Source organism: Pseudoduganella sp. jia 12 (assembly GCF_055502675.1).
Genome location: NZ_JBUXKP010000005.1, coordinates 161143 through 180874, shown reverse-complemented (window position 1 = coordinate 180874; position 19732 = coordinate 161143). Strand labels below are relative to the sequence as shown.

20 protein-coding genes are annotated in these 19732 nt (G+C 66.1%); 7 read left to right on the top strand and 13 right to left on the bottom strand.

The window, feature by feature from the left end; translation table 11 throughout:
• Positions 1–82: 82 nt before the first annotated feature.
• The 4 genes from lepB (at position 83) to ACY65G_RS12980 (ending at position 4849) form a co-directional block, all read left to right on the top strand.
• Positions 83–757 (top strand): signal peptidase I, encoded by a 675-nt coding sequence (lepB, locus tag ACY65G_RS12995; RefSeq protein WP_464997779.1) that lies wholly within the window; start codon positions 83–85, stop codon positions 755–757.
• A 43-nt stretch (positions 758–800) separates the two neighbouring features.
• The gene (locus ACY65G_RS12990; RefSeq protein ID WP_464997778.1) at positions 801–1553 is read left to right on the top strand and encodes an ABC transporter ATP-binding protein; all 753 of its coding nucleotides are present in this window, start codon (positions 801–803) and stop codon (positions 1551–1553) included.
• Complete coding sequence (locus tag ACY65G_RS12985) at positions 1550–3871, top strand: CPBP family glutamic-type intramembrane protease (protein ID WP_464997777.1); 2322 nt, start codon at positions 1550–1552, stop codon at positions 3869–3871. Before ACY65G_RS12990 ends, ACY65G_RS12985 begins: the two co-directional genes overlap by 4 nt.
• A 63-nt stretch (positions 3872–3934) precedes the next feature.
• Positions 3935–4849 (top strand): alpha/beta hydrolase, encoded by a 915-nt coding sequence (locus tag ACY65G_RS12980; RefSeq protein WP_464997776.1) that lies wholly within the window; start codon positions 3935–3937, stop codon positions 4847–4849.
• A gap of 5 nt (positions 4850–4854) precedes the next feature.
• Here the strand turns inward: ACY65G_RS12980 and ACY65G_RS12975 are convergent, their stop codons facing one another.
• From ACY65G_RS12975 to ACY65G_RS12920, 12 genes are all read right to left on the bottom strand, one after another.
• Positions 4855–5148 carry a hypothetical protein gene (locus ACY65G_RS12975; RefSeq protein WP_464997775.1) on the bottom strand — a complete coding sequence of 98 codons (294 nt, stop codon included), beginning with the start codon at positions 5146–5148 and terminating at the stop codon, positions 4855–4857.
• 208 nt (positions 5149–5356) lie between these two features.
• Entirely contained in the window at positions 5357–5938 is a 582-nt protein-coding gene (locus tag ACY65G_RS12970) for a TerD family protein (RefSeq protein ID WP_464997774.1), read from the bottom strand.
• A gap of 84 nt (positions 5939–6022) precedes the next feature.
• Positions 6023–6721: a TIGR00266 family protein gene (locus tag ACY65G_RS12965; protein ID WP_464997773.1), complete on the bottom strand. Its 699-nt coding sequence runs from the start codon at positions 6719–6721 to the stop codon at positions 6023–6025.
• Positions 6722–6724: 3 nt separating this feature from the next.
• The gene (locus ACY65G_RS12960; RefSeq protein WP_464997772.1) at positions 6725–7300 is read right to left on the bottom strand and encodes a TerD family protein; all 576 of its coding nucleotides are present in this window, start codon (positions 7298–7300) and stop codon (positions 6725–6727) included.
• Between the two features lie 132 nt (positions 7301–7432).
• Positions 7433–8479 (bottom strand): DUF475 domain-containing protein, encoded by a 1047-nt coding sequence (locus ACY65G_RS12955; RefSeq protein WP_464997771.1) that lies wholly within the window; start codon positions 8477–8479, stop codon positions 7433–7435.
• A gap of 100 nt (positions 8480–8579) precedes the next feature.
• Positions 8580–9545 carry an HpcH/HpaI aldolase/citrate lyase family protein gene (locus tag ACY65G_RS12950; protein WP_464997770.1) on the bottom strand — a complete coding sequence of 322 codons (966 nt, stop codon included), beginning with the start codon at positions 9543–9545 and terminating at the stop codon, positions 8580–8582.
• Positions 9538–10626: a cysteine protease StiP family protein gene (locus ACY65G_RS12945; protein WP_464997769.1), complete on the bottom strand. Its 1089-nt coding sequence runs from the start codon at positions 10624–10626 to the stop codon at positions 9538–9540. The genes ACY65G_RS12950 and ACY65G_RS12945 overlap by 8 nt, the downstream gene beginning before the upstream one ends.
• Positions 10623–11375, bottom strand: a complete 753-nt coding sequence (locus ACY65G_RS12940) for an HAD family hydrolase (RefSeq protein WP_464997768.1) — start codon at positions 11373–11375, stop codon at positions 10623–10625. The genes ACY65G_RS12945 and ACY65G_RS12940 overlap by 4 nt, the downstream gene beginning before the upstream one ends.
• Positions 11368–12546, bottom strand: coding sequence for a phosphoribosyltransferase domain-containing protein (locus ACY65G_RS12935; RefSeq protein WP_464997767.1), 1179 nt, complete (start codon positions 12544–12546; stop codon positions 11368–11370). Before ACY65G_RS12935 ends, ACY65G_RS12940 begins: the two co-directional genes overlap by 8 nt.
• Positions 12543–13565 (bottom strand): ATP-grasp domain-containing protein, encoded by a 1023-nt coding sequence (locus ACY65G_RS12930; protein ID WP_464997766.1) that lies wholly within the window; start codon positions 13563–13565, stop codon positions 12543–12545. Before ACY65G_RS12930 ends, ACY65G_RS12935 begins: the two co-directional genes overlap by 4 nt.
• Positions 13566–13809: 244 nt before the next feature.
• The gene (locus ACY65G_RS12925; RefSeq protein ID WP_464997765.1) at positions 13810–14391 is read right to left on the bottom strand and encodes a TerD family protein; all 582 of its coding nucleotides are present in this window, start codon (positions 14389–14391) and stop codon (positions 13810–13812) included.
• Between the two features lie 84 nt (positions 14392–14475).
• Positions 14476–15051 carry a TerD family protein gene (locus ACY65G_RS12920; protein ID WP_464997764.1) on the bottom strand — a complete coding sequence of 192 codons (576 nt, stop codon included), beginning with the start codon at positions 15049–15051 and terminating at the stop codon, positions 14476–14478.
• A gap of 263 nt (positions 15052–15314) precedes the next feature.
• Between ACY65G_RS12920 and ACY65G_RS12915 the strand changes: the two genes are divergently transcribed.
• The 3 genes from ACY65G_RS12915 (at position 15315) to ACY65G_RS12905 (ending at position 18458) form a co-directional block, all read left to right on the top strand.
• Positions 15315–16217, top strand: a complete 903-nt coding sequence (locus ACY65G_RS12915; RefSeq protein ID WP_464997763.1) for a LysR family transcriptional regulator — start codon at positions 15315–15317, stop codon at positions 16215–16217.
• Between the two features lie 140 nt (positions 16218–16357).
• Complete coding sequence (locus ACY65G_RS12910) at positions 16358–17692, top strand: hemolysin family protein (RefSeq protein ID WP_464997762.1); 1335 nt, start codon at positions 16358–16360, stop codon at positions 17690–17692.
• Between the two features lie 16 nt (positions 17693–17708).
• Positions 17709–18458: a DUF3108 domain-containing protein gene (locus ACY65G_RS12905; protein ID WP_464997761.1), complete on the top strand. Its 750-nt coding sequence runs from the start codon at positions 17709–17711 to the stop codon at positions 18456–18458.
• Between the two features lie 93 nt (positions 18459–18551).
• Here ACY65G_RS12905 and ACY65G_RS12900 read toward each other — a convergent pair whose 3' ends face one another.
• Positions 18552–19634, bottom strand: coding sequence for an AI-2E family transporter (locus ACY65G_RS12900; protein WP_464997760.1), 1083 nt, complete (start codon positions 19632–19634; stop codon positions 18552–18554).
• Between the last annotated feature and the right edge of the window lie 98 nt (positions 19635–19732).

Below are 19732 nucleotides of genomic sequence, written 5' to 3'. Positions count from 1 at the left end.
TCTCCGCTGTAAGTCTCCGCTGTAAGTCTCTATTAAGAACCGCATCCGATGATGGGATTCCACAACCACCCGGGGACATCACATGAAAGAAGCCATCCGCGCTAACAAGGGTTTCATCGCCTTCCTGCTGCTGTTCGGGATCTTCCGCACCGCCGTGGCGGATTGGAACCCGATTCCTTCCGCATCGATGCGCCCCAACCTGCTCGAGGGCGACGTGGTGTTCGTCAACCGCCTGGCCTACGACGTGAAGATTCCCCTTACCGACATTTCGCTGGCGCGCACCGGTGAGCCGCGGCGCGGCGACGTGGTCACGTTCTCGTCGCCCAAGGATGGCACCCGGCTCATCAAGCGGATCGCCGCGCTGCCGGGCGACACCGTGGAGATGCGCGGCGAGCGCCTGCTGATCAACGGCCGCCAGGCCGACTACACGGTGCTGGGCAATGGCACCGAGCATATCGCGGCACTGGGCGACCTGGCTGCGCTGCACCTGCGCGAGCGCAGCGGCGACGCCGACTACCGGATCCAGGTGCTGCCCCAGGTGCGCGCGATGCGCGACTTCGGCCCCGTGACGGTACCGCATGACAGCTACCTGATGCTGGGCGATAACCGCGACAACAGCGGCGATTCGCGCGTGTTCGGCACCGTGCCGCGCGCGCTGCTGATCGGCCGCGCCGAGCGCGTGCTGGTATCGGCCGACATTCTCGGCAACTGGGCGCCGCGCACGGACCGCATCGGCATGAGCCTGCGCCAGCAATGACGTAATGTTAAGATCGTCGTTCCCCACGTGAACCGGGAGCGACATGATCGAATTCGATGGCCTGGCCAAGCGCTACGGCGACTACGAAGCGGTAAAGCCGCTGACGCTCGCCGTACGGCGCGGCGAAGTGTTCGGCTTTCTCGGCCCGAACGGCGCCGGCAAGACCACCACGATCCGCATGATGATGGGCATCCTCGTGCCCAGCGCCGGCCGCGTGCTGGTCGATGGCCTCGATTGCCATGCCGGGGCGGCCGACGTGAAACGGCACGTCGGCTACCTGCCGGACAATCCGATCTTCTACGATTACCTGCGCGGGCGGGAAATCCTGCAATTCGTCGGCGAGATGCATGGTTTGCCGCGGCGCGCCGCCGCCGCACGCGCCGATGCGCTGCTGGCCGAATTCGGCCTCGATGAAGTGTCGGAGGAATTCGCCGTCAACTATTCGATGGGCATGAAGAAGAAGCTGGGCCTGGCCTGCGCGCTCGTGCACGACCCGGCGGTGCTGATCCTCGACGAACCGATCAACGGCCTCGATCCGCGCGCCGCGCGCGACGTGCAGGAATTACTGGTGGGGCGCGCCGCCGCCGGCAAGACGATCTTCGTCTCCACCCACCTGCTCGACATGGCGCAGCGCATGTGCGATCGCGTGGGCATCATCCACCGCGGCGCACTGGTGGCGACCGGCGCGCTGGACGACTTGCGCGACGATAGCGACACGTCGCTCGAGGAAGTGTTCCTGCGCCTGACGGACGAATCCGGCGAGCCGGCGGTGACGAACGAGGCGGCAGGGGGATGAACGGGCCGCTCCCCGTCGGCAATGCGCGCGCCGCCTGGCTGCTGGCGCGGCTGCGGCTGCGCCGCCTGCTGAACCTGGCCACGCTGTCGATGCGGCGCAAGCGCGGCACGGGCAGCGCCAGTGGCCGCGCCGCTACCGCCGGCAAGCGCCGCGGCAAATGGATCCTGCCGCTCGCGATGGCGCTGGCGATGGTGTTTGCCTTTTCGTTCCAGGCACGCCAGATCCTGATCAACCTGCATTGCGAGCTGGCGCAGGAAAGCGCGTGCAAAGGCCACGTCACCGCGCATGAGCGGGACCGGGCGGCGCTGGCCGACTTGGGCGAGGCGCCATTCAGCCCGGCGCTGCAGCGCGCGCTGGCGATGGAACTGTGGCTGCTGTGGCTCGTGGCCCTGCTGGTGCCGCTCGGCAGCCGCGAACTGGCGCAGCCGGACTGGGACCTCGAATGGCTCGTCACGCTGCCCGTACGGCGCAACGGATTGCTGTGGGCTCGGGTCGCGGAGCGCACCGTCACCAATCCCACCGGCTGGCTGGTTTTGTTCCCCGCGACGGCGACGATCGGCTGGTATGCCGGCTTGCGCTGGAGCTTGCCGCCCACTGCGCTGGCCGCGTCGCTGGCCTTGCTGGCGCTGGCCGCCACGGTGCGCACGCTGGCCGACACGGGCTTGCGGCTGTCGCTGCCACCGTCGCAATTGCGCAACCTGCAGGCGGCGATTTCCGTCGCGTCGATGCCGCTGATCTACGTCGTCATCGCGCTGTCGACCGGCGGCGGCATGGTGATGGACTGGGCGCGCGCGTGGCCGGCATGGACGCTGTGGACGCCGCCCGGCCTCGTCGGCCAACTGCTCGACGCCCGGTCGCTGCAGGCCGCCCTCGGCCCGGGCGCGCTGCTTGCGTTGCAGACGGCGCTGCTGCTGGGGGCCGGCATCGCGCTGTTGTCCCGCCAGCTGTCGGCCGGCGTGGTGGCCGCCAGTTCGCGCGAGTCGGCACGTGCGCAGCGGCCGCCGGCCCCGGCAAGGGACATGCCCGGTACCGCGCTGCAGCGGCGCGAGCTGCGGCTGCTGGGCCGCGACCGCACGTTCCTCGTGCAAAGCCTCGTGGTGCCGCTGGTGATCATCGGCAGCCAGCTGTTCTTCACGGGGCGCATGGATGCGATGGCCGAAATGGGCACCGACGGCGCCGCGCTGGCGTCGATCGCGTTCGGCCTGGGCAGCTATGTGCTGCTGTTGTCGGCCTTCCAGACCATCAACACGGAAGGCCAGGCGCTGTGGATGCTGTACACCTTTCCCGGCACGCTGGAACGGATGCTGATGGAAAAGGCGCGGCTGTGGGCGTTGCTGGCGCTGGCCTACCCGGCCGCCGTGTTCGCGGTCGGTATCGCCCATGCGCCCGCCATCGATCCCGGCCTGCCGGCGCGGATCGCCCTGGTGGCGCTCGGCATTCCCATCTTCGCGCTGATCGCGGTGGCGCTGGGCGTGTGGGCTTCCGACCCGCTGGCGCACGAAGCCGGCGCGCGCATCCGCCCGACCTACGTGTACCTCTACTCGATCTTCGCCGGCATGTATGGCTTCGCGCTGTACACCGACACGTGGACGCACCGGGTGGCCGTGGTGGTGCTGCTTTCCGCCCTGGCGCTGGCGCTGTGGCAGAAGGCACGCGACCACCTGCCCTACCTGCTCGATCCGTCCGCGGCGCCGCCGCCGCGCGTGTCCGCGGCCGACGGCATGGTTGCCGCGCTGCTGTTCTTCGCCGTGCAGGCGATCGCCGTTACCGTCATTCACCGTGGCAAGGGTACGCCGGCGCTGCCGGACCTGGCGCTGGCACTGGCCATCGGCGGCGCCGTCACCTGGGCGCTGGTGCGCTTCGTCTACTGGCGCATGGGAACGGCCGGCGTGCCCCGCTTCCTGCATGGGCCGATCATGCCGGCCTTGCTGTCCGGCGCGGCATGGGCGCTGCCGGCCATCGGCGCCGCCATGCTGTACATGCTGGCGATGCGCCACTTCGGCATCGCCCTGCCGCAGCCGGATGGCGCCATCGCATTGCCCGTCCTGCTGGCCATTGCCTGTGTGGCGGCGCCGCTGTCCGAGGAGTTCATCTTCCGCGGCCTGCTGTTCGGCGGCCTGCGCCGCTCGCTGCCCGCCATTCCGGCCGTGGCGGCCAGCGCGGCGCTGTTCGCCGTCGTGCATCCGCCGGTATCGATGGTGCCGGTCTTCGTGCTGGGTGTGTGCGCCGCGCTGGCTTACGGGCGCAAGGGCGGCTTGCTGGCGCCGGTGGTTACGCATGCGGTGTACAACGCCGCGATCATCGCCTTGCAAGGCTGAGCGCTTACGCATCGGGCTTGGCTGCGATAAAATGAGAATCATTCTCATTCATAGGCCCGCGTCATGCTTCCTTTCCTTCCCCGCCGCCGCCTGCTGGCCGCCGGCGGTACCCTGCTCGGTTCGGCGCTGCTCCCTGGCGTGGCCCGCGCCGGCGATGCCTGGCAGGCCGTCGCGCTGCCGCAGGCACGCCAGCGCGACCTGGCTTCCTCGATCACGGGCGGGCGCTACCGCATCTTCCTCAGTGTGCCGCAGGGCCGGGACATGCCCACGCCGGCCGCCGGCTATCCGGTGCTGTATGCGCTCGATGGCAACGCCTCGTTCCCCTTGCTGGCCCAGATGGCCCGCATGACGGCCTGGCGCAGCAAGGTCACCGGGCAGGCGGCGCCCGTCATCGTCGGCATCGGCTATGCCACGGACGACGACTACCATCCGGACCGCGGGCGCGACTACACGCCGCCCACGACCGGTGCACCGGCGACGGAGGGCGGCGCCGACCGCTTCCTCGACTTCATCGAGCAGGAATTGAAGCCGCTGGTGCGGTCGGTGGCGCCGGTCGATCCCCGGCGCCAGGCGCTCTACGGGCACTCGTACGGCGGCCTGTGCGCGCTGCACGCGCTGTTCACGCGACCGGCGATGTTCCAGGCGTATATCGCCGCCAGCCCGTCGATCTGGTACCGCGAACGCGCCGTGCTGGCAGGGCTGGAGGGGTTCGGCAAACGTGCCGCCGCGCTGGGCGTGAAGCCGTCGGTGCTGCTGTCCGCGGGCGAACTGGAACAGCCTGCCGGTACCGTCGCCGGCTCGCGCGATGCGATCGCCGCGCAGCGGCGGATGATCGATGAAGCGCGGGAGTTGTCCGTGAAACTGGCGGCGATGGAGGGTACGATATCGCGTGCGCAGTTCCTGGTCTTCGCGCAGGAAAACCATGGTTCCGCCGCGTTTCCGGCCATGGCGCGCGGGCTGGAATTCTTCCTCGCCTAGCTTCTTTAAAGCAGGCGCGCCGGGCACACCGCCCGCATGATCCACAGCACCGCCGCGCCCAGCGCGCTGGTGGCGATCGTCGTCACCACGATCAGCGTCGGCAGCGCGTGCTGGCCATACTCATCGGCCAGCACGATCGTCCCCAGCGCCACGATCAGCTGGGCCGGCACGATCACCCGCAGCCAGCGCCGCACTCCGGGAAACCCCCGCCGCTCCAGCGTGCGCGCTGCAAGCACCACGGGCCCGCACAGCACGGCGAGGAAAACGGCGACAAACAAGATCATCTGCAGGATGCGCATTCGGTTCCCTCGTCAAAGGCGGCCAGCATAGCGCAATAATCTCGAAAACATTTCCTGAAACCGGGGTCAGACCCCGATTTTGGGAAACAATTTCCAGGAATCGGGGTCTGACCCCGGTTTTGAGAAATATGGCGTGTAAAAAACGGTGGCCGGATTACCGGGCCACCGTGAGGGTTTGCGCGCCATGGGCGGGCGCGGGTGATATACGTTACAGGTGCTGGGTGACTTGCGGCATCAGTTCCTCGAACGTGCGGCCGATGCCGTTCTCGCCGATCGCGTGCATTTTCCACTCGCCGTTGTGCCGGTACAGCTTGGCCATGATCTGGGCACTGTGCGAGCCCTGCACGGAGAGGTCGAAACGCGCCACTTCCTTGCCGTTGTTCGCGTTCACCAGCCGGCAGTAGGCGTTCTGCACCTGCGCGAAGCTCTGGCCCGTGAAGCTGTTCACCGTGAAGACGATGCTTTTCACGTTCGCCGGCACCTGGTCGAGACTCACGCTGATCTGCTCGTCGTCGCCATCGCCGGCACCCGTGCGGTTGTCGCCCGAGTGCATCACGCTGCCGTCGCGGCTTTTCAGCTGGCGGAACCACACCACGTCGACCGGCTTGTTGGCTTCGTCGAACAGCAGGCAGGAAGCATCGAGGTCGATGTCGGCGCTCTTGCTGCCGAAGCCGAGGAAGCCCTTGCTCTTCACGGCATCCCAGCCCAGGCCCATCGATACGTGCGACAGCGCGCCGCCGCCTTCCTTCTCCAGCGAGATCTTCTGGCCCTTCGTCAAATTGACAGACATGTCATCCTCCTCGATGTGTTGCGCTTCACTGCGCTTTTACCGTGCCCTTCATTGCCCTCGTTACCGTGCCCGATACTGCACTCGTTACTGCGGCTTCGTGCTCGACAGCCACGACAGGAACGCCGCCCGGCTGCGCGAGCACACCACCACCTTGCCGGTGCCCGAGAAGCGCAGCACCATCCCTTCGCCGCTCGTCACGCTGTTGACCAGGTTGCCGAGGAAGCCGCTGCTACGGCTCGTCGACACCGACATCTCGTAGCGCAGCGAGCTGTCCCAGCACACCACGTGCGAGTTGTCGATCACGATATCCTTGCCGGCTTCCACGTCCAGCGTGGCCACCGAGCCGAAGCCCGATACCACCAGCTGGCCGCTGCCGGAAGTTTCCGTGATGAAGAACCCGCCCGTCTGGCCGAACAGCGCGGTGCCCACGTTCTGGGTCCTCACGTTCAGGTTCACGCTCGACGATGCCGCGACGAACGCGCCGTCGCTGATCATGTACTGGCGCGCGCCCACGTCCAGCACCTGCATCGCGCCCGGCAGCGTGGGGGCCAGCAGGCAGTCGCCATCGCCCTTGACGGCCTCGATATGCTGCTGGAAGAACGACTCGCCGTTGGCGAACGTGCGCATCAGCGCCGCGCCCAGCCCGCCGTTCATCTTGCCTTTCAGCTCGAGGTTCGACTCCATCATGACCATGGCGTTTGCTTCGCAGTAGATCTTTTCGCCGTGGCGCAGCGTCACGTGCAGGAACGGATCCTCTTCTCCGGTAATGCTGAAAACGGGCATGGCTTACACCGCGACGCCGTAGCTCTTGGCCAGCGCAGCCAGCCCGCCGGCATAGCCCTGGCCGACAGCGCGGAATTTCCAATCGCTGCCATTGCGATACAGTTCGCCGAACACCATCGCCGTTTCCGTCGAGCTGTCCTCGGACAGGTCGTAGCGCGCCACTTCGGAGCCGTTGGCGGCGTTCACGCAGCGCACGAAGGCCTTCTGCACCTGGCCGAAGTTCTGGCGGCGCGCATCGGCATCGTGGATCGTCACGCAGACGGCGATCTTGTCGACGTCCGCCGGCACCTTCGACAGGTCGACCTGGACGGATTCGTCATCGCCCTCGCCTTCGCCGGTGCGGTTGTCGCCCGAGTGCACGATGGAACCGTCGGCCGATTTCAGGTTGTTGTAGAAGATGAAGTCGGAGTCGCTGCGCACCTTGCCGTCCGTCTTGAGCAGGAAGGCCGAGCTGTCGATGTCGAATGCGGCGCCGTCGGTGTTGCGCACGTCCCAGCCCAGGCCGATCGTCAGTTGCGACAGACCGGGAGCTTCCTTGGACAGGTTGACGTTGCCGCCTTTTTGCAGACTGATTGCCATGATCGAATTCTCCTTTGGTTGTTTGAGACACCTTGCTTCCGGCGCGACGCACCGGTGTCCTATGGCGCGCCGCGATTCTCGGAACGGGCTTGTCACCCGTCCATTCTTATTTTAAGTGTTCGCTTGCAACCCTCACGCCATGGCGAGGGATTCCTGCCGCTTGCGGTACCGTACCGACGACCACACCGACGCCGCGATGAAGGCCACGCCGATCAGGCCGGTGAAGATTTCCGGCACATGGAACTTCATGCTTGCCAGCATGATCGCTGCCAGGATGCCGATCGCATAGTGTGCGCCATGTTCCAGGTACACGTAAGCATCGAGCGTGCCTTTTTCAACCAGGTACACCGTCATCGAACGCACGAACATCGCGCCGATCGCCAGGCCCACCATGATGATGACCACATCCTTGGTGATCGCGAACGCGCCGATCACGCCGTCGAAACTGAACGAAGCATCCAGCACTTCCAGGTACAGGAAGCCGCCGATACCGCCGCGCTTGACCATCTCGCCCACGCCCGATTCGCTCTCTTCACCCGCTTCGAGGTAGTTCGACAGCGCATCGACGCCCACGTAGATCAGCAGGCCCCACAGGCCGGACAGCAGCACCGCCAGTTTCTGGCCTTCCTGCACGAGCGTCATGCAGCCCAGCAGCGTGGCCAGCGCCACCATGATCGAGATCGACGAAACCTTGCCCAGCGAACCGAGCTTCTGCTCGAAGTTGCCCAGCCAGTGCGTTTCCTTTTCCGGGTCCAGGATGAAATTCAGGAACACCATCAGCAGGAAGATACCGCCGAACGCCGCCACTTCGGCATGGTGCTCGGTCAGGTGGCGCGAATATTCATCCGGGTTGTTCAGCGCCAGCGTCCACACTTCGGTCAGCCCGATATCCGCGGCCACGGCCACGATCACGAGCGGGAACAGCAACCGCATGCCGAACACGGCGATGATGATGCCCACGCCCAGGAACAGCTTGCGCCAGAAGTCGTCCCATGTCTTCAGCACGGAGGCATTGACCACCGCGTTGTCGAACGACAGCGAGACTTCCATCACGCCGAGAATCATGGCAATGCCGAGTGCCGACAGGGCGCCCGTAATGCCTGCCGCACGGTAGCCCCACCAGCCTGCGATGGCCAGGCAGACTGCCGTGACTATGAATGAAATCCTGAAATGCTTCATTAATCTTCCCCTTGTTTGCTTAGTATCTACTTAATGTTTGCTCGACATCATGCAGTGTAGAGCCTGGCACGCAATTGGAAAACAGCAGTTCATGGGAGGCTCACTTCGCAAAAACCGAACCGTCGATCCCGTTTTCGCTTTCGGACCGCCAGGAAGTCTCCGCTGCCGGCTCGTCCGCCGGCGCCGGTGTCGCATGCGTGCCGAACCTGCTGGCACGGGCAATGACGGCATTGGCCCAGTCGCGGTGCGTGGCCACTTCGCACATCGAATCGTCGAGCTTGAACACGGCGGGAGCGTCGCGGTCCAGGATGCGCAGCGCCATCGCCACCTCCTTCGGCTGCACGCGGAAGTGCTGCTCGATCGGCTCGATCTGCGACGGATGGATCGCGGTCTTGCCGACCATGCCGTAGGCGATGTCCTGCTGTACTTCCTGCGCCATCAGCGCCGGGCAATCCAGGTGCTCGAACACGGGGGACGTGAGGCGCAAGCCATGCGGCCGGAACGTGGTCACGAGGCTGGCGATCACGGGGCCCAGCGGCGACTGGTAGATCGTCATGTCGCGCGACCGGCGCAGTCCCAGCAGCGCCAGCAGGTCGTTGCCACCGATCCGCAGCGCCAGGATGCGGTGGGCGATGTCGGGCGCGGACAGGCGCACCCGGAGGGCGCGCATTTCCGCCGGATCGAATACCTCGGCCGTCTCCAGCGTGGGCATCAGCAGGTGCTTCGTGCCCGCCAGGGGGCGCATGTAGTCGTCCAGGTTGTCGCGGGTGGCCTTCGGGATCACGAAGCCGGCCAGCTTTTCCGCCCCCGGCATCGCCAGCACGCGCGCCAGCACCGTGGTATTGCGCACGCGGACGAAGCGGTCGAGCCGCGCATGGCTGCGCGTGGCCGCCAGCGTCCGGGCCAGGCTGGCCAGCGCCGTTTCCAGCTCGCGCTCGGCCACCGCATCCTCGGTGCAGAAAATGACCGAGCGCAGGGCCGGCATCCGCTCGCCGTCGGCGATCGCGGTCAGGTCCTTGTGCGTGGCCGGTACGTACAGCGACGCGCCAATGGGTTTGTCATGCATCGCCTTCCCTCCTGATCAGTGAAACGCCCTGGTAGGGCAATGTGCGGTCGACCACGACCGGAACGCCTTTTTCCTGCGCCAGCAGGTTCAGGTGCGCGACGTCGGCCGTATCGGGGTCGCGCAGGATCAGCAACCGCGGCACGCGCCGCAGCAGCACCCGCGTCGCTTCGCCGATGCCGGGCTTGATGAGGTTGACATCGGCCACGTCGTAGCGTTGCGCGATCTCGCGCAGGCAGGCGCGCGACGTGGCGGCCGCGCGCGCCCGGTCCAGCGGCACCGGGGCCAGTTCGCCGGCCGCGGCGATCTCCAGCGCGGCGGCGACGATATCGTCGGCAAAGCCGCGCGACCGGTCATGCGCGGCGAATTCCTGGTAATACAGGCAGCCATGGAAATCGTCCTGGTCGCTGTCGCCGCTGATGACGGTACGGCTGACCAGCCCGGACACGGTGGCGTTCAGGATGCTGGACGGAATCAGGTAATCGGCGTCGGAACTGGCGCAGGCGGCGGCACCGGCCAGGTCGGACAGCACATACAGGCCGGTATCGAGCCGCACACGGTGGCGCACGTTGAATTCGCCGACCGACCGTTCCAGCTCGCGGGCGATCACGCCCTTGCCGGTCCAGCCGTCGACGAACACGATCGAAGCCGGCACGTGGCGCGCCAGGATGGTGCGCAACGCCGCCGCGTCGATGCCGCGGTCGCGCACGATCGATACCGAATAATGGACCACGTCGCGGTGCAGCACCTGCTCGAGCAACTGCTTGAGGATGACGCCGACCGGCGTGCCGGCCCGGGCCAGCGACACCAGCGTGATCTGGCCGGCGCGGCGTGCCGCGATCAGGTGCGCCAGCCGCAGGCAATCGGCCGCCATCCGGCCGCGGTTGGCCCGGCATGCCTCGTCGAACAGCGCCAGGTGCCGGCTCGACGGCAGCGATTCCGCCGACAGCATTTCGCTGTAGTGCCGGCGGCCGGACTGGATCAGCGCCTCCTTCTCCTCGACGGACGTGAAGGAATGGCCGGGCAGGCGGCGGAGCAGGAAGCGCACGTCGCCCTGCCGGTAGCTTCCGGAGAAATCGTTCATAGCGCCCCCACCGTCAATGCCGCCAGTTGCGTGCCGCGCGGGATGATCGCATAGTCGCAGGCGGCCATGAAGCGTGCGTCCGAGCGGCTGTCGCCCATGCCGAAGGTCATGATCTCGCCATGCTCGTCGCGCAGGCGGGCCTGCAGGTACTCGACCGCGCGCGCCTTGTTCAGCCGCTTCGGCAGCACCGCCAGGTTGTTGCCGTTGCGGTGCAGGCAGAACTCGCGCCCTTCGGCGGCAAGCCACGGCGCCACCGCCTCGCGTTCGATCGCGTCGAGCCGTTCCAGGTTCTTGTCCGGGTCCTTGACGTTCACGTAGAACGGCAGGCCAAGATCCTCCACCAGCTGTATCCGCGCCGGGATGCCGGCCTGCCGCGCGTAGCCGTCGATGACGGCCTGCGCCTCGCGCAAGCCCGGCAAGGCGGTGGCCATGTCGTCGCCCATGCGCGCAAGCCAGACCGGGTCGGGCGTGCCGTCCGGCGCCAGGATGATGCCGCCGAAATCGATGATCCGGCAATGCGTGAACGGGTAATCCACCCGCGCCAGGCCATCGCGATCGCGCGCCGTGGTGGGGATCAGCGTCATGCCCTGCCCCACCATGTCGAGGAAGGCGCGCTGGCGGCCGTTCGTATAGGAATTCGCCGAACCGTCCTTCAGGAAGGCGATCGGTCGCAGCGTTTCGCGCGGATCGCATTTCGCCAGCGAATGGAACAGCGTGTCGTCCAGGTCGACGAACAGGAATTTATGCAATGTCGCTCTCCGATCGGAAATGCACCAGGCGGCCGCCGACCTGGCGGGCCAGGTCGCGCAATGCTTCCCCGGCCGGCGTTTCATGGCAGATGAACACGTGCGCATACTGGCCCGGCCGCACGTTGTAGACATAGTTGGCGATGCCTTCGCCGTAATTGTCGGCGAAGGCGAGCCGGCTGCCGATCGCCCCCCATTCGAGGATCGGCGAACGGGTGGTCGACTGCACGGCGACGTCGATGCCGCGCGCCTCCAGCGCTTCGGCCAGCAGGAATGGCGGGTGCATGAATTCCCCGGTTCCCAGCACCAGCACGCGCTCGCCGGCCTCGATGCCCGATGCCAGCACGTCGGCCGTGGCGGCGGGGATGGCCAGGGGCCGCGGCAGGCCGGTGCGGCCGAAGGCGCCCCCCACCGCGACACCATCGGCCGCGCCGACCACCTGTGCCGGCCCGGCCTCGGGGAAGCTGGCGCCGGCGGCGAATGTATAACTGCCGCGCAGCGCGGCGCCCTGCGTGACCGGCAAGCCGATGGCTTCGGCCAGCGCGTCGCCGGCGCCTTCGCCCATGAAATCGGTCAGCGTGGCCAGGTGCACATGGGCCAGCGCTGGATTGAGCGCGCGGCACGCAGCCGCCAGGTTGCGGAACGTGGTGCCGGTGCTGGCTTCGTCGTCGACCAGCACGAGGCTGCGCGCCCGCATGAACAGCGCGTGCAGTGCCGGATCGGTGGGCAGGTGCAGGAACTGCCGCGGCGCGTGGCTGTGCGGCTCGGCGAATTCGACCAGCGGCGCGCCATCGATGCGATAGCGCGTGGTGTGCAGGAACAGCGCTTCGTTCCCGGGGCCGCGGCGCAGGTGTGCCTCGAACACGCCCTGTCCCAGGCCGATCGCCGTTTCGGCCATGGCGATGAAGACCACAGGCCCCGGCAGCGCGGCAGGCAGCCCTGCCGCAAGCGCATCGTGCAATTCCCGCATGGCGCCGGGCCGCGATGGCCAGTGCTTGCCCAGTACCTTGCTGACGAACAGGAAGCCCCGTTTCGCATTGGCGCGCGCGCCGAAGCCGAGCAGCATGTCCAGCGGATAGGGGCCCGGCGCCGTGCGCACGGCCAGCACGCCGGTCGGCATGGCGACCTCGCGGGTCTCGGCCGCGTGCCGGTCCTCCACCATGCGGTCGTTCATTGCGCGCCTTCGATTTCGATGGCGTGCTGCCACTCGCCGACACGGATGCCGGCGCGCACCGGAGGAATCTCCAGGTGTTCATAGCCCCGGTCGAAACCGGCAAGCGCCAGCCAGGGCAACGCCGGCCCCGCCATGCACGCCATGCCGACACCGCCGGACATGCGCGGATTGATTTCCAGCAACCGCATGCGCCCGCCGCTCTCGCGGAACTGCACATTGAACACGCCGTTCAGGCCGTAGTCGGACGCCAGTTTCGCCACCGCGTCGAGGATCACCGGTTGTGGGTCGACCACCTGGCCGGCGCCCGGCTTGGTCAGCTTGCGGCGCGGCACGGCGCAAACGAGGCGCCCCTGGTCGGCAACGCAATCCACGCTGTATTCCAGGCCTTCGAGGAATTCCATCAGCAGCATCGTGCGGAACTCTCCCAGGCCGGCGAGGCCGGCACGGAAGTCTTCCAGGCCGATCTGGTACTGGTCGCCGGCCATCAGGATCTGCGCGCTGTTGCGCCCCTCATCGAGTTCGGCGAAACCCAGGCCATAGACGGACTTCGACGGCTTCACGCACAGTTTCGGATACTTTGCCCGCAACGCGGCATAACCGGCATCGAATTGCGCCGCCGTGGTGAACGGCACGGTTTCCGGCGGTGCGGCAACGGGCAGCTCGACGGTCGCATAGAAACGTTCCTTGTCGTGCAGCAGGGCGAGCACCTCGGGGCTGGCCACCGCCAGCACCCGCGTGCCGATGGCGGCAAAGCGCTCCCGTGCACCGCTGACCAGTGCCGCCTCCCGGTGGGGAACGAAAATGCCGATGTCCCATCGCTGGCAGAACTCGAGGCACCACGCCAGGTAGTCATCACCCTTCAGCGGTGGTTCCACTTCGAACTGGTGAGCCGCGTTCGCGGCAACGGTCCTGCTGCCGGCCGAGTACAGCAGGTGATACCGCCCGGCGTGGTCGTGCTGCCGGATCAGTGTCATCGCGTTGTAGATCGATGAAAACGTTCGGTTGTACCAGACTCGCATATGTCCTCGTTATCGAATGATCGGCCGCCGGCCGCGTGCGCGGGGCGTGGAGACCTCGAGAATAAATCAAAAAAGCAAAAAAAGCGGTGGCCGGTTGACCGGACCACCGCAAAGGGAAGCGCGCCATGGGGCAGGCGCAGGTGAAACACGGTACAACTGCATTCGAATACTGCTTGTCCTTGCGCGGCGGCGCCGGGCCGCCGCGACTCACTTGCTACGGGTGCCGGCAGGTGCCGGCAGGTGATTACAGGTGCTGGGCGACTTGCGGCAGCAATTCCTCGAAGGTGCGGCCGGTGCCGTTTTCGCCGATCGCATGCATCTTCCATTCGCCGTTGTGGCGGTACAGCTTGGCCATGATCTGGGCGCTGTGCGAGCCCTGCACGGACAGGTCGAAGCGCGCCACTTCCTTGCCGTCCTTCGCGTTCAGCAGGCGGCAGTAGGCGTTCTGCACCTGGGCGAAGCTCTGGCCGGTGAAGCTGTTCACCGTGAAGACGATGCTCTTCACGTTGGCCGGTACCTGCTGCAGGTTGACGGTGACCTGCTCGTCGTCGCCATCGCCGGCGCCGGTGCGGTTGTCACCGGAGTGCACCACGCTGCCGTCGCGGCTTTTCAGCTGGCGGAACCACACCGTGTCGACCGGCTTGTTGGCCTCGTCGAACAGCAGGCACGAGGCATCCAGGTCGATGTCGGCGCTCTTGCTGCCAAAGCCGAGGAAGCCCTTGCTCTTGACGGAATCCCAGCCCAGGCCCATCGTCACTTGCGACAGCGCGCCGCCGGCTTCCTTGTCCAGAGAGATCTTCTGGCCCTTACTCAAATTCACTGACATGATTCGCTCCTTTGTTCACTGCGTGTTTGCTGCATGGTCACTGCTTCATTTCGCGGGCGGCCGGCGGCCGCCCGCTGGCAATCCTCAGACCGCCACGCCGTAGCTCGTTGCCAGGGCGCCGAGGCCGCCGGCGAAGCCCTGGCCGACAGCGCGGAATTTCCAGTCGCTGCCGTTGCGATACAGTTCGCCGAACACCATCGCCGTTTCCGTCGAGCTGTCTTCGGACAAGTCGTAGCGCGCCACTTCCTGGCCGTTGGCGCTGTTCACGCAGCGCACGAACGCTTTCTGTACCTGGCCGAAGTTCTGGCGGCGGGACTCGGCATCGTGGATCGTCACGCAGACGGCGATACGGTCCACTTCGGCCGGCACCTTGGCCAGGTCGACGTTCACGGTCTCGTCGTCGCCCGAGCCTTCGCCGGTGCGGTTGTCGCCCGAGTGCACCACGGCGCCGTCGGCGGTCTTCAGGTTGTTGTAGAAGATGAAGTCCTGGTCGTTGCGCACCTTGCCGTCGGCCTTCAGCACGAATGCCGAGCTGTCGATGTCGAATGCGGCGCCATCGGTGGTGCGCACGTCCCAGCCCAGACCGATCGTCAGTTGCGACAGACCGGGAGCTTCCTTGGACAGGTTGACGTTGCCGCCTTTTTGCAGACTGATTGCCATGATCGTTACTCCTTCGTTTAGTAGGACACCTTGTTGCATATCCGGCGCGACTGGTGTCATGTAGCGCGCCGCGATTCGTCGTGGGCGGACTCCCGCCCCCTTCCGTCATGGGCAGTGCGGTGGTTTGTCGCGCTGCCCGTTTGTTCTTGCTCAACTGCTTTTTTGTTTTGTCTTGTTGCTCAATCAATGCATGCAGTGTAGAGAGTTTCCGCCAATTGAAAAATAGAAGATAATGTGAACTTCACTTCGCAAAAGCCGAAATCATGAAAACCAGCGGGATCAACTTTCGCCACCTGTATTTCTTCCGCGTGGTGGCCGCGGAAGGCAGCGTCACGCGCGCGGCGGAGCGGCTTGGCCTGGCCATCCAGACCGTCAGCGCGCAGTTGTCGGCGCTCGAGCAATCCGTCGGCAAGCAGTTGCTGACGCAGCAGGGCCGCCGCCTGGTGCCGACCGAAGCGGGCCGCGTGGCGCTCACCTATGCCGAACAGATCTTCGAGCTGGGCGACCGCATGCAGGAAGCGCTGAACGAGGCCGATGCGGGGCGTACCCGGCTGACCGTGGGTATTTCGGACTCGCTGCCGAAACTGATCGCTTATCGCCTGCTGCGCGCCGCTTTCGAGATGCAGGTGCCCGTCAAGCTGATCTGCGTGGAGCGCGAATTCGAATCGCTGCTGGCCGACCTGGCGCTGCACAAGCTCGACGTGGTGCTGACGGACCGCTCCGTGCGTGCCTCGGCCAGCCTGCGCGTGTACAACCACCTGCTGGGCGAGAGCGAGATGATGCTGTTCGGCGGGCCGGATCTGGTCAGGGAGCTCGGCGACGACTTTCCCCGCAACCTGCACCATGCGCCGATGCTGCTGCCGACACGGAACAACGCGCTGCGCGGCCGCATCGACGAATGGCTGCTGAAACACGACGTCCGCCCCGACGTGGTGGGCGAATTCGAGGACAACGCGATGCTGACCACGTTCGCGCGGGATGGCAAGAGCCTGTTCTTCGCCCCAGCCGGCCTGGAAGAAGACATCCTTGCGCAATACGGCGCCATTCCCGCCGGCGCCGCCACCGAACTGCGCGAACAATTCTATGCGATCTCGAGCGAACGGCGCATCAAGCACCCGGCGGTGGAAGCGATCATGGCCGCGAATACGGGACTGTTTACGGTGTAGGACACCACGCCCCCGGGCTTAATTTGCGCTGGGTAACGTGCCCGTCGGATAATATGTCTGTTTTAACTACCCGCCCCGGAGAATTCCGCACCACGCGCCACCATGCTGCGCCGTGACGGAAGCAGCCCTGGGTGTGCCTTATGCATAACCTTTTGCTGGTCCTGTTCGCACTCCTCCTCGTTGCACTGAACGGTTTTTTCGTTGCCGCCGAATTCGGTATCGTGACACTGCGCCGCACCCGCGTGCGCGCCATCGCGAAAACACAGGGCTTGCGGGGCCGCATCCTTGAAAAAGTACATGGCGAGCTCGATGCCTACCTGTCCGCATGCCAGCTGGGCATCACGCTCGCTTCGCTGGGCCTGGGCTGGATCGGCGAACCCGCATTCGCCGGCCTGCTCGAGCCGCTGCTGACCGCCGTCGGCGTCACCTCTCCCGAAGTCCTGCACGGCATCTCGTTCGTGTTCGCCTTCGTCACGATCTCGTTCCTGCACATCGTGGTCGGCGAACTGGCGCCGAAGTCGCTGGCCATCCGCGTGCCGGAATCCGTGGCCGTCTGGTGCGCCGTGCCGCTGTATGGCTTCTACTGGATGATGTACCCGGCGATCTGGGTGCTGAACAAGAGCGCCAACATGGTGCTCCACCTGGCCGGCCTGCGCGGCCCGGGCGGTCACGATTCGCACTATTCGACCGAGGAACTGAAGCTGATTCTGCGCACCAGCAAGCCGGGCGAGCAGTTCGACAAGGACGAGCGCAACATCCTCGCCAACACGCTCGATTTCTCGCAGCTGCGCGTCTCGGACCTGATGCGGCCCATCAACGAGGTGATCGCATTGCATGCCTCGCGTTCGCTGGAAGCGAACCTGGAAACCGTGGTGCGCAACCGCTTTTCGCGCTATCCCTATTTCGACAGCGACGAATCGGTGCTCGGCATCGTGCACCTGAAAGACCTGTTCTTCGCCCAGCAGAGCGGCAAGCCGATCAAGTCGTTCACGCCATTCCTGCGCCCCGTGGAGACGATTTCCGCGCGCACGCCGGCGATCGAACTGTTCCGCCGCTTCCGCGAAGGCGCCCCGCACTTCGCGCTGATCGGCGAAAAGGGCAAGCGGCCGGTGGGCTTCCTCACACTCGACAACCTGCTTGGCGCGATGGTGGGCGAGATCCACGACGAATTCCGCCTGAACGAGAACGACTGGCTGAAAGGCGACGACGGTTCGCTGATCGGCAAGGCCAGCCTGCCGATCTTTTCGCTGGAACGGGTGCTGGGCATCGACATCGAGAACGAGGAACTGGGCCTGGACGAAGTGGAATCCGTGGGCGGGCTGATCATGCTGAAGCTGGGCGACATCCCGAAACAGGGCCAGCGCGTGAGTTTCAACGCGTTCGACATCGTGGTGCGCAAGATGAACGGTCCGCGCATCCTGCTGGTGAAGGTCATCCCTCGCGTGCCGCGCACCGCCGAGGATGAACAGGATTGAAATGAAAGGAACCCGCATGCCGTATCGCCGATTTGCCCTGCTGGGCGCCACGCTGCTGGCCGCTTCCGTGCTGGCCCAAGCCGCCCCGCAATATGTGGAGGTGGGCACGCCGCTGCCCCGCTTCCACCTGCTGAAGGAAGGCAGTCACCGCTACCTGCGCTACCTGCGCTCGGCCGACGGCAATATGGCGCTCGACATCTGGCAGCGCGACATCCATTTCGACGGCAAACAGATGCAGTTGCGCCAGCGCTGGGATGCGGTGGGCAAGACCCCTTCCGTGAAGCGGCTCGAGTCCACGTTCGAGACGGGCACCTTCCGCCCGCTGACGCATGTGCGCATCACGGAAAAGAATGGCCGCAAGACCGTGGAAGGCTTTGCCTTCGCGCCGGACAGGATCAGCGGCATGGCGGACCTGCGGGACAACTCGCAGAAGAACCTGGCGGTCGACACGAAGGAGCCGGCCTTCAACTTCGAGGCCGACATGGAATTCATCCAGGCGCTGCCGCTGGCCGACGGCTACGAGGCGCAGGTCGTGTTCTACCACGCCGGCGGGTCCACGGCGCCGGCCCGCTACACGTTCCGCGTGGCCGGGAGCGAAGCCATCGCCGGTCCCGCGGGCCCCGTCGACTGCTGGATCGTCACGACCGACTACAACGTGCCGGGCAGCGTATCGAAGTTCTGGTATGCGAAAGGCACGCAGCTGATGGTGAAGCAGGAAAGCGCACTGCCCGACGGCCGCACGCTGGTCAAGACCCTGCTGGACTAGCACGTTTCCCAAAACCGGGGTCAGACCCCAATCCGAGGAAATATTTCCCAAAACCGGGGTCTGACCCCGGTTTGAAGAAATTGTGCGGATCGTTCACGGTGCGGCCTCGCCCTGCTCGCGCCCGGGCCGGTGCGGCGTGACGGGGTTGACGTTGGTCCAGTTGCGCAGCAGGCCCAGGGCGACGGCCAGCAGCGTGGGGCCGATGAACAGGCCGACGAAGCCGAACGCGATCACGCCGCCCAGCACGCCCAGCAGCACGAGCAGGAACGGCAGGCTGGAGCCGCGGCTGATCAGCACGGGCTTGACGACGTTGTCGACACCGCTGATCAGGAACACGCCCCACACCACCATGAAGATCGCCCAGCCGGTGCTGCCCTGCTGGAACAGCCAGATCGCCGCGCCGCCCCAGATCAGCGGCGGCCCCACGGGAATCAGCGAGAACAGGAACGTGGCCACGGCCAGCAGCGCCACGGCCGGCACGCCGGCGATCATGAATCCGGCGGCGGCGACGAAGGCCTGCGCCAGCGCGGTGCCGAGCAGGCCGTACATCACGCCGCGCACGGTGCGGCTGACGGTGTCGGCCACTTCCAGCGCATGCTCGCCCATGATCTTGTCCATGCCGATCGACAGTGCCTTCAGCAGCGTGTGGCCATCGCGGTACAGGAAGAAACTGACGAATGCCGCCAGGCTCACTTGCGCCACGCCGCTGCCCAGCACGAGGCCGCCGCCCAGCAGGAAATGGCGGGCCGGTTCCATGAAGCGCTTCGCCGTATCGATCAGCTGCTCGCGGCTGCTGATCAGGTTCTGCACGTAGTTGAAGACAGTGTCGCCGACGACGGGGATGCCGCGCAGCCAGTCCGGCGCCGCCATCGTGCCGGACGCCAGCGCATCGCGCAGCGCGCGGTAAACGTTGCCGGCATTGTCTGCCACGTTCCACGTGACGAGGGCCAGCGGCAGGAGGATCAGGAGGACCAGCGACACCGTCATCACGGTGGCGGCCAGCGTGCGATGGCCTTTCAGCCTGTCCAGCAGGCGCACGTACACCTGCCAGCTCGAGATCGTGATCGCACAGGCGAACAGCACGGCCGGCAGGAACGGCCGCAGCACCCACAGGCAGCCGACGACGAGGAACACGATCGCCGCGAGGCGGGTATAGGGTTGAAAGCGCTTTTCCATGCGGCGGCATCCTCCAGGTTGCCTGGCAGATGGGGGCGGCCTGCAAAGGATGCAAGGTTATCGGAAAGACAGCGGCCCGCCGTGGCGGGCCGCAACAC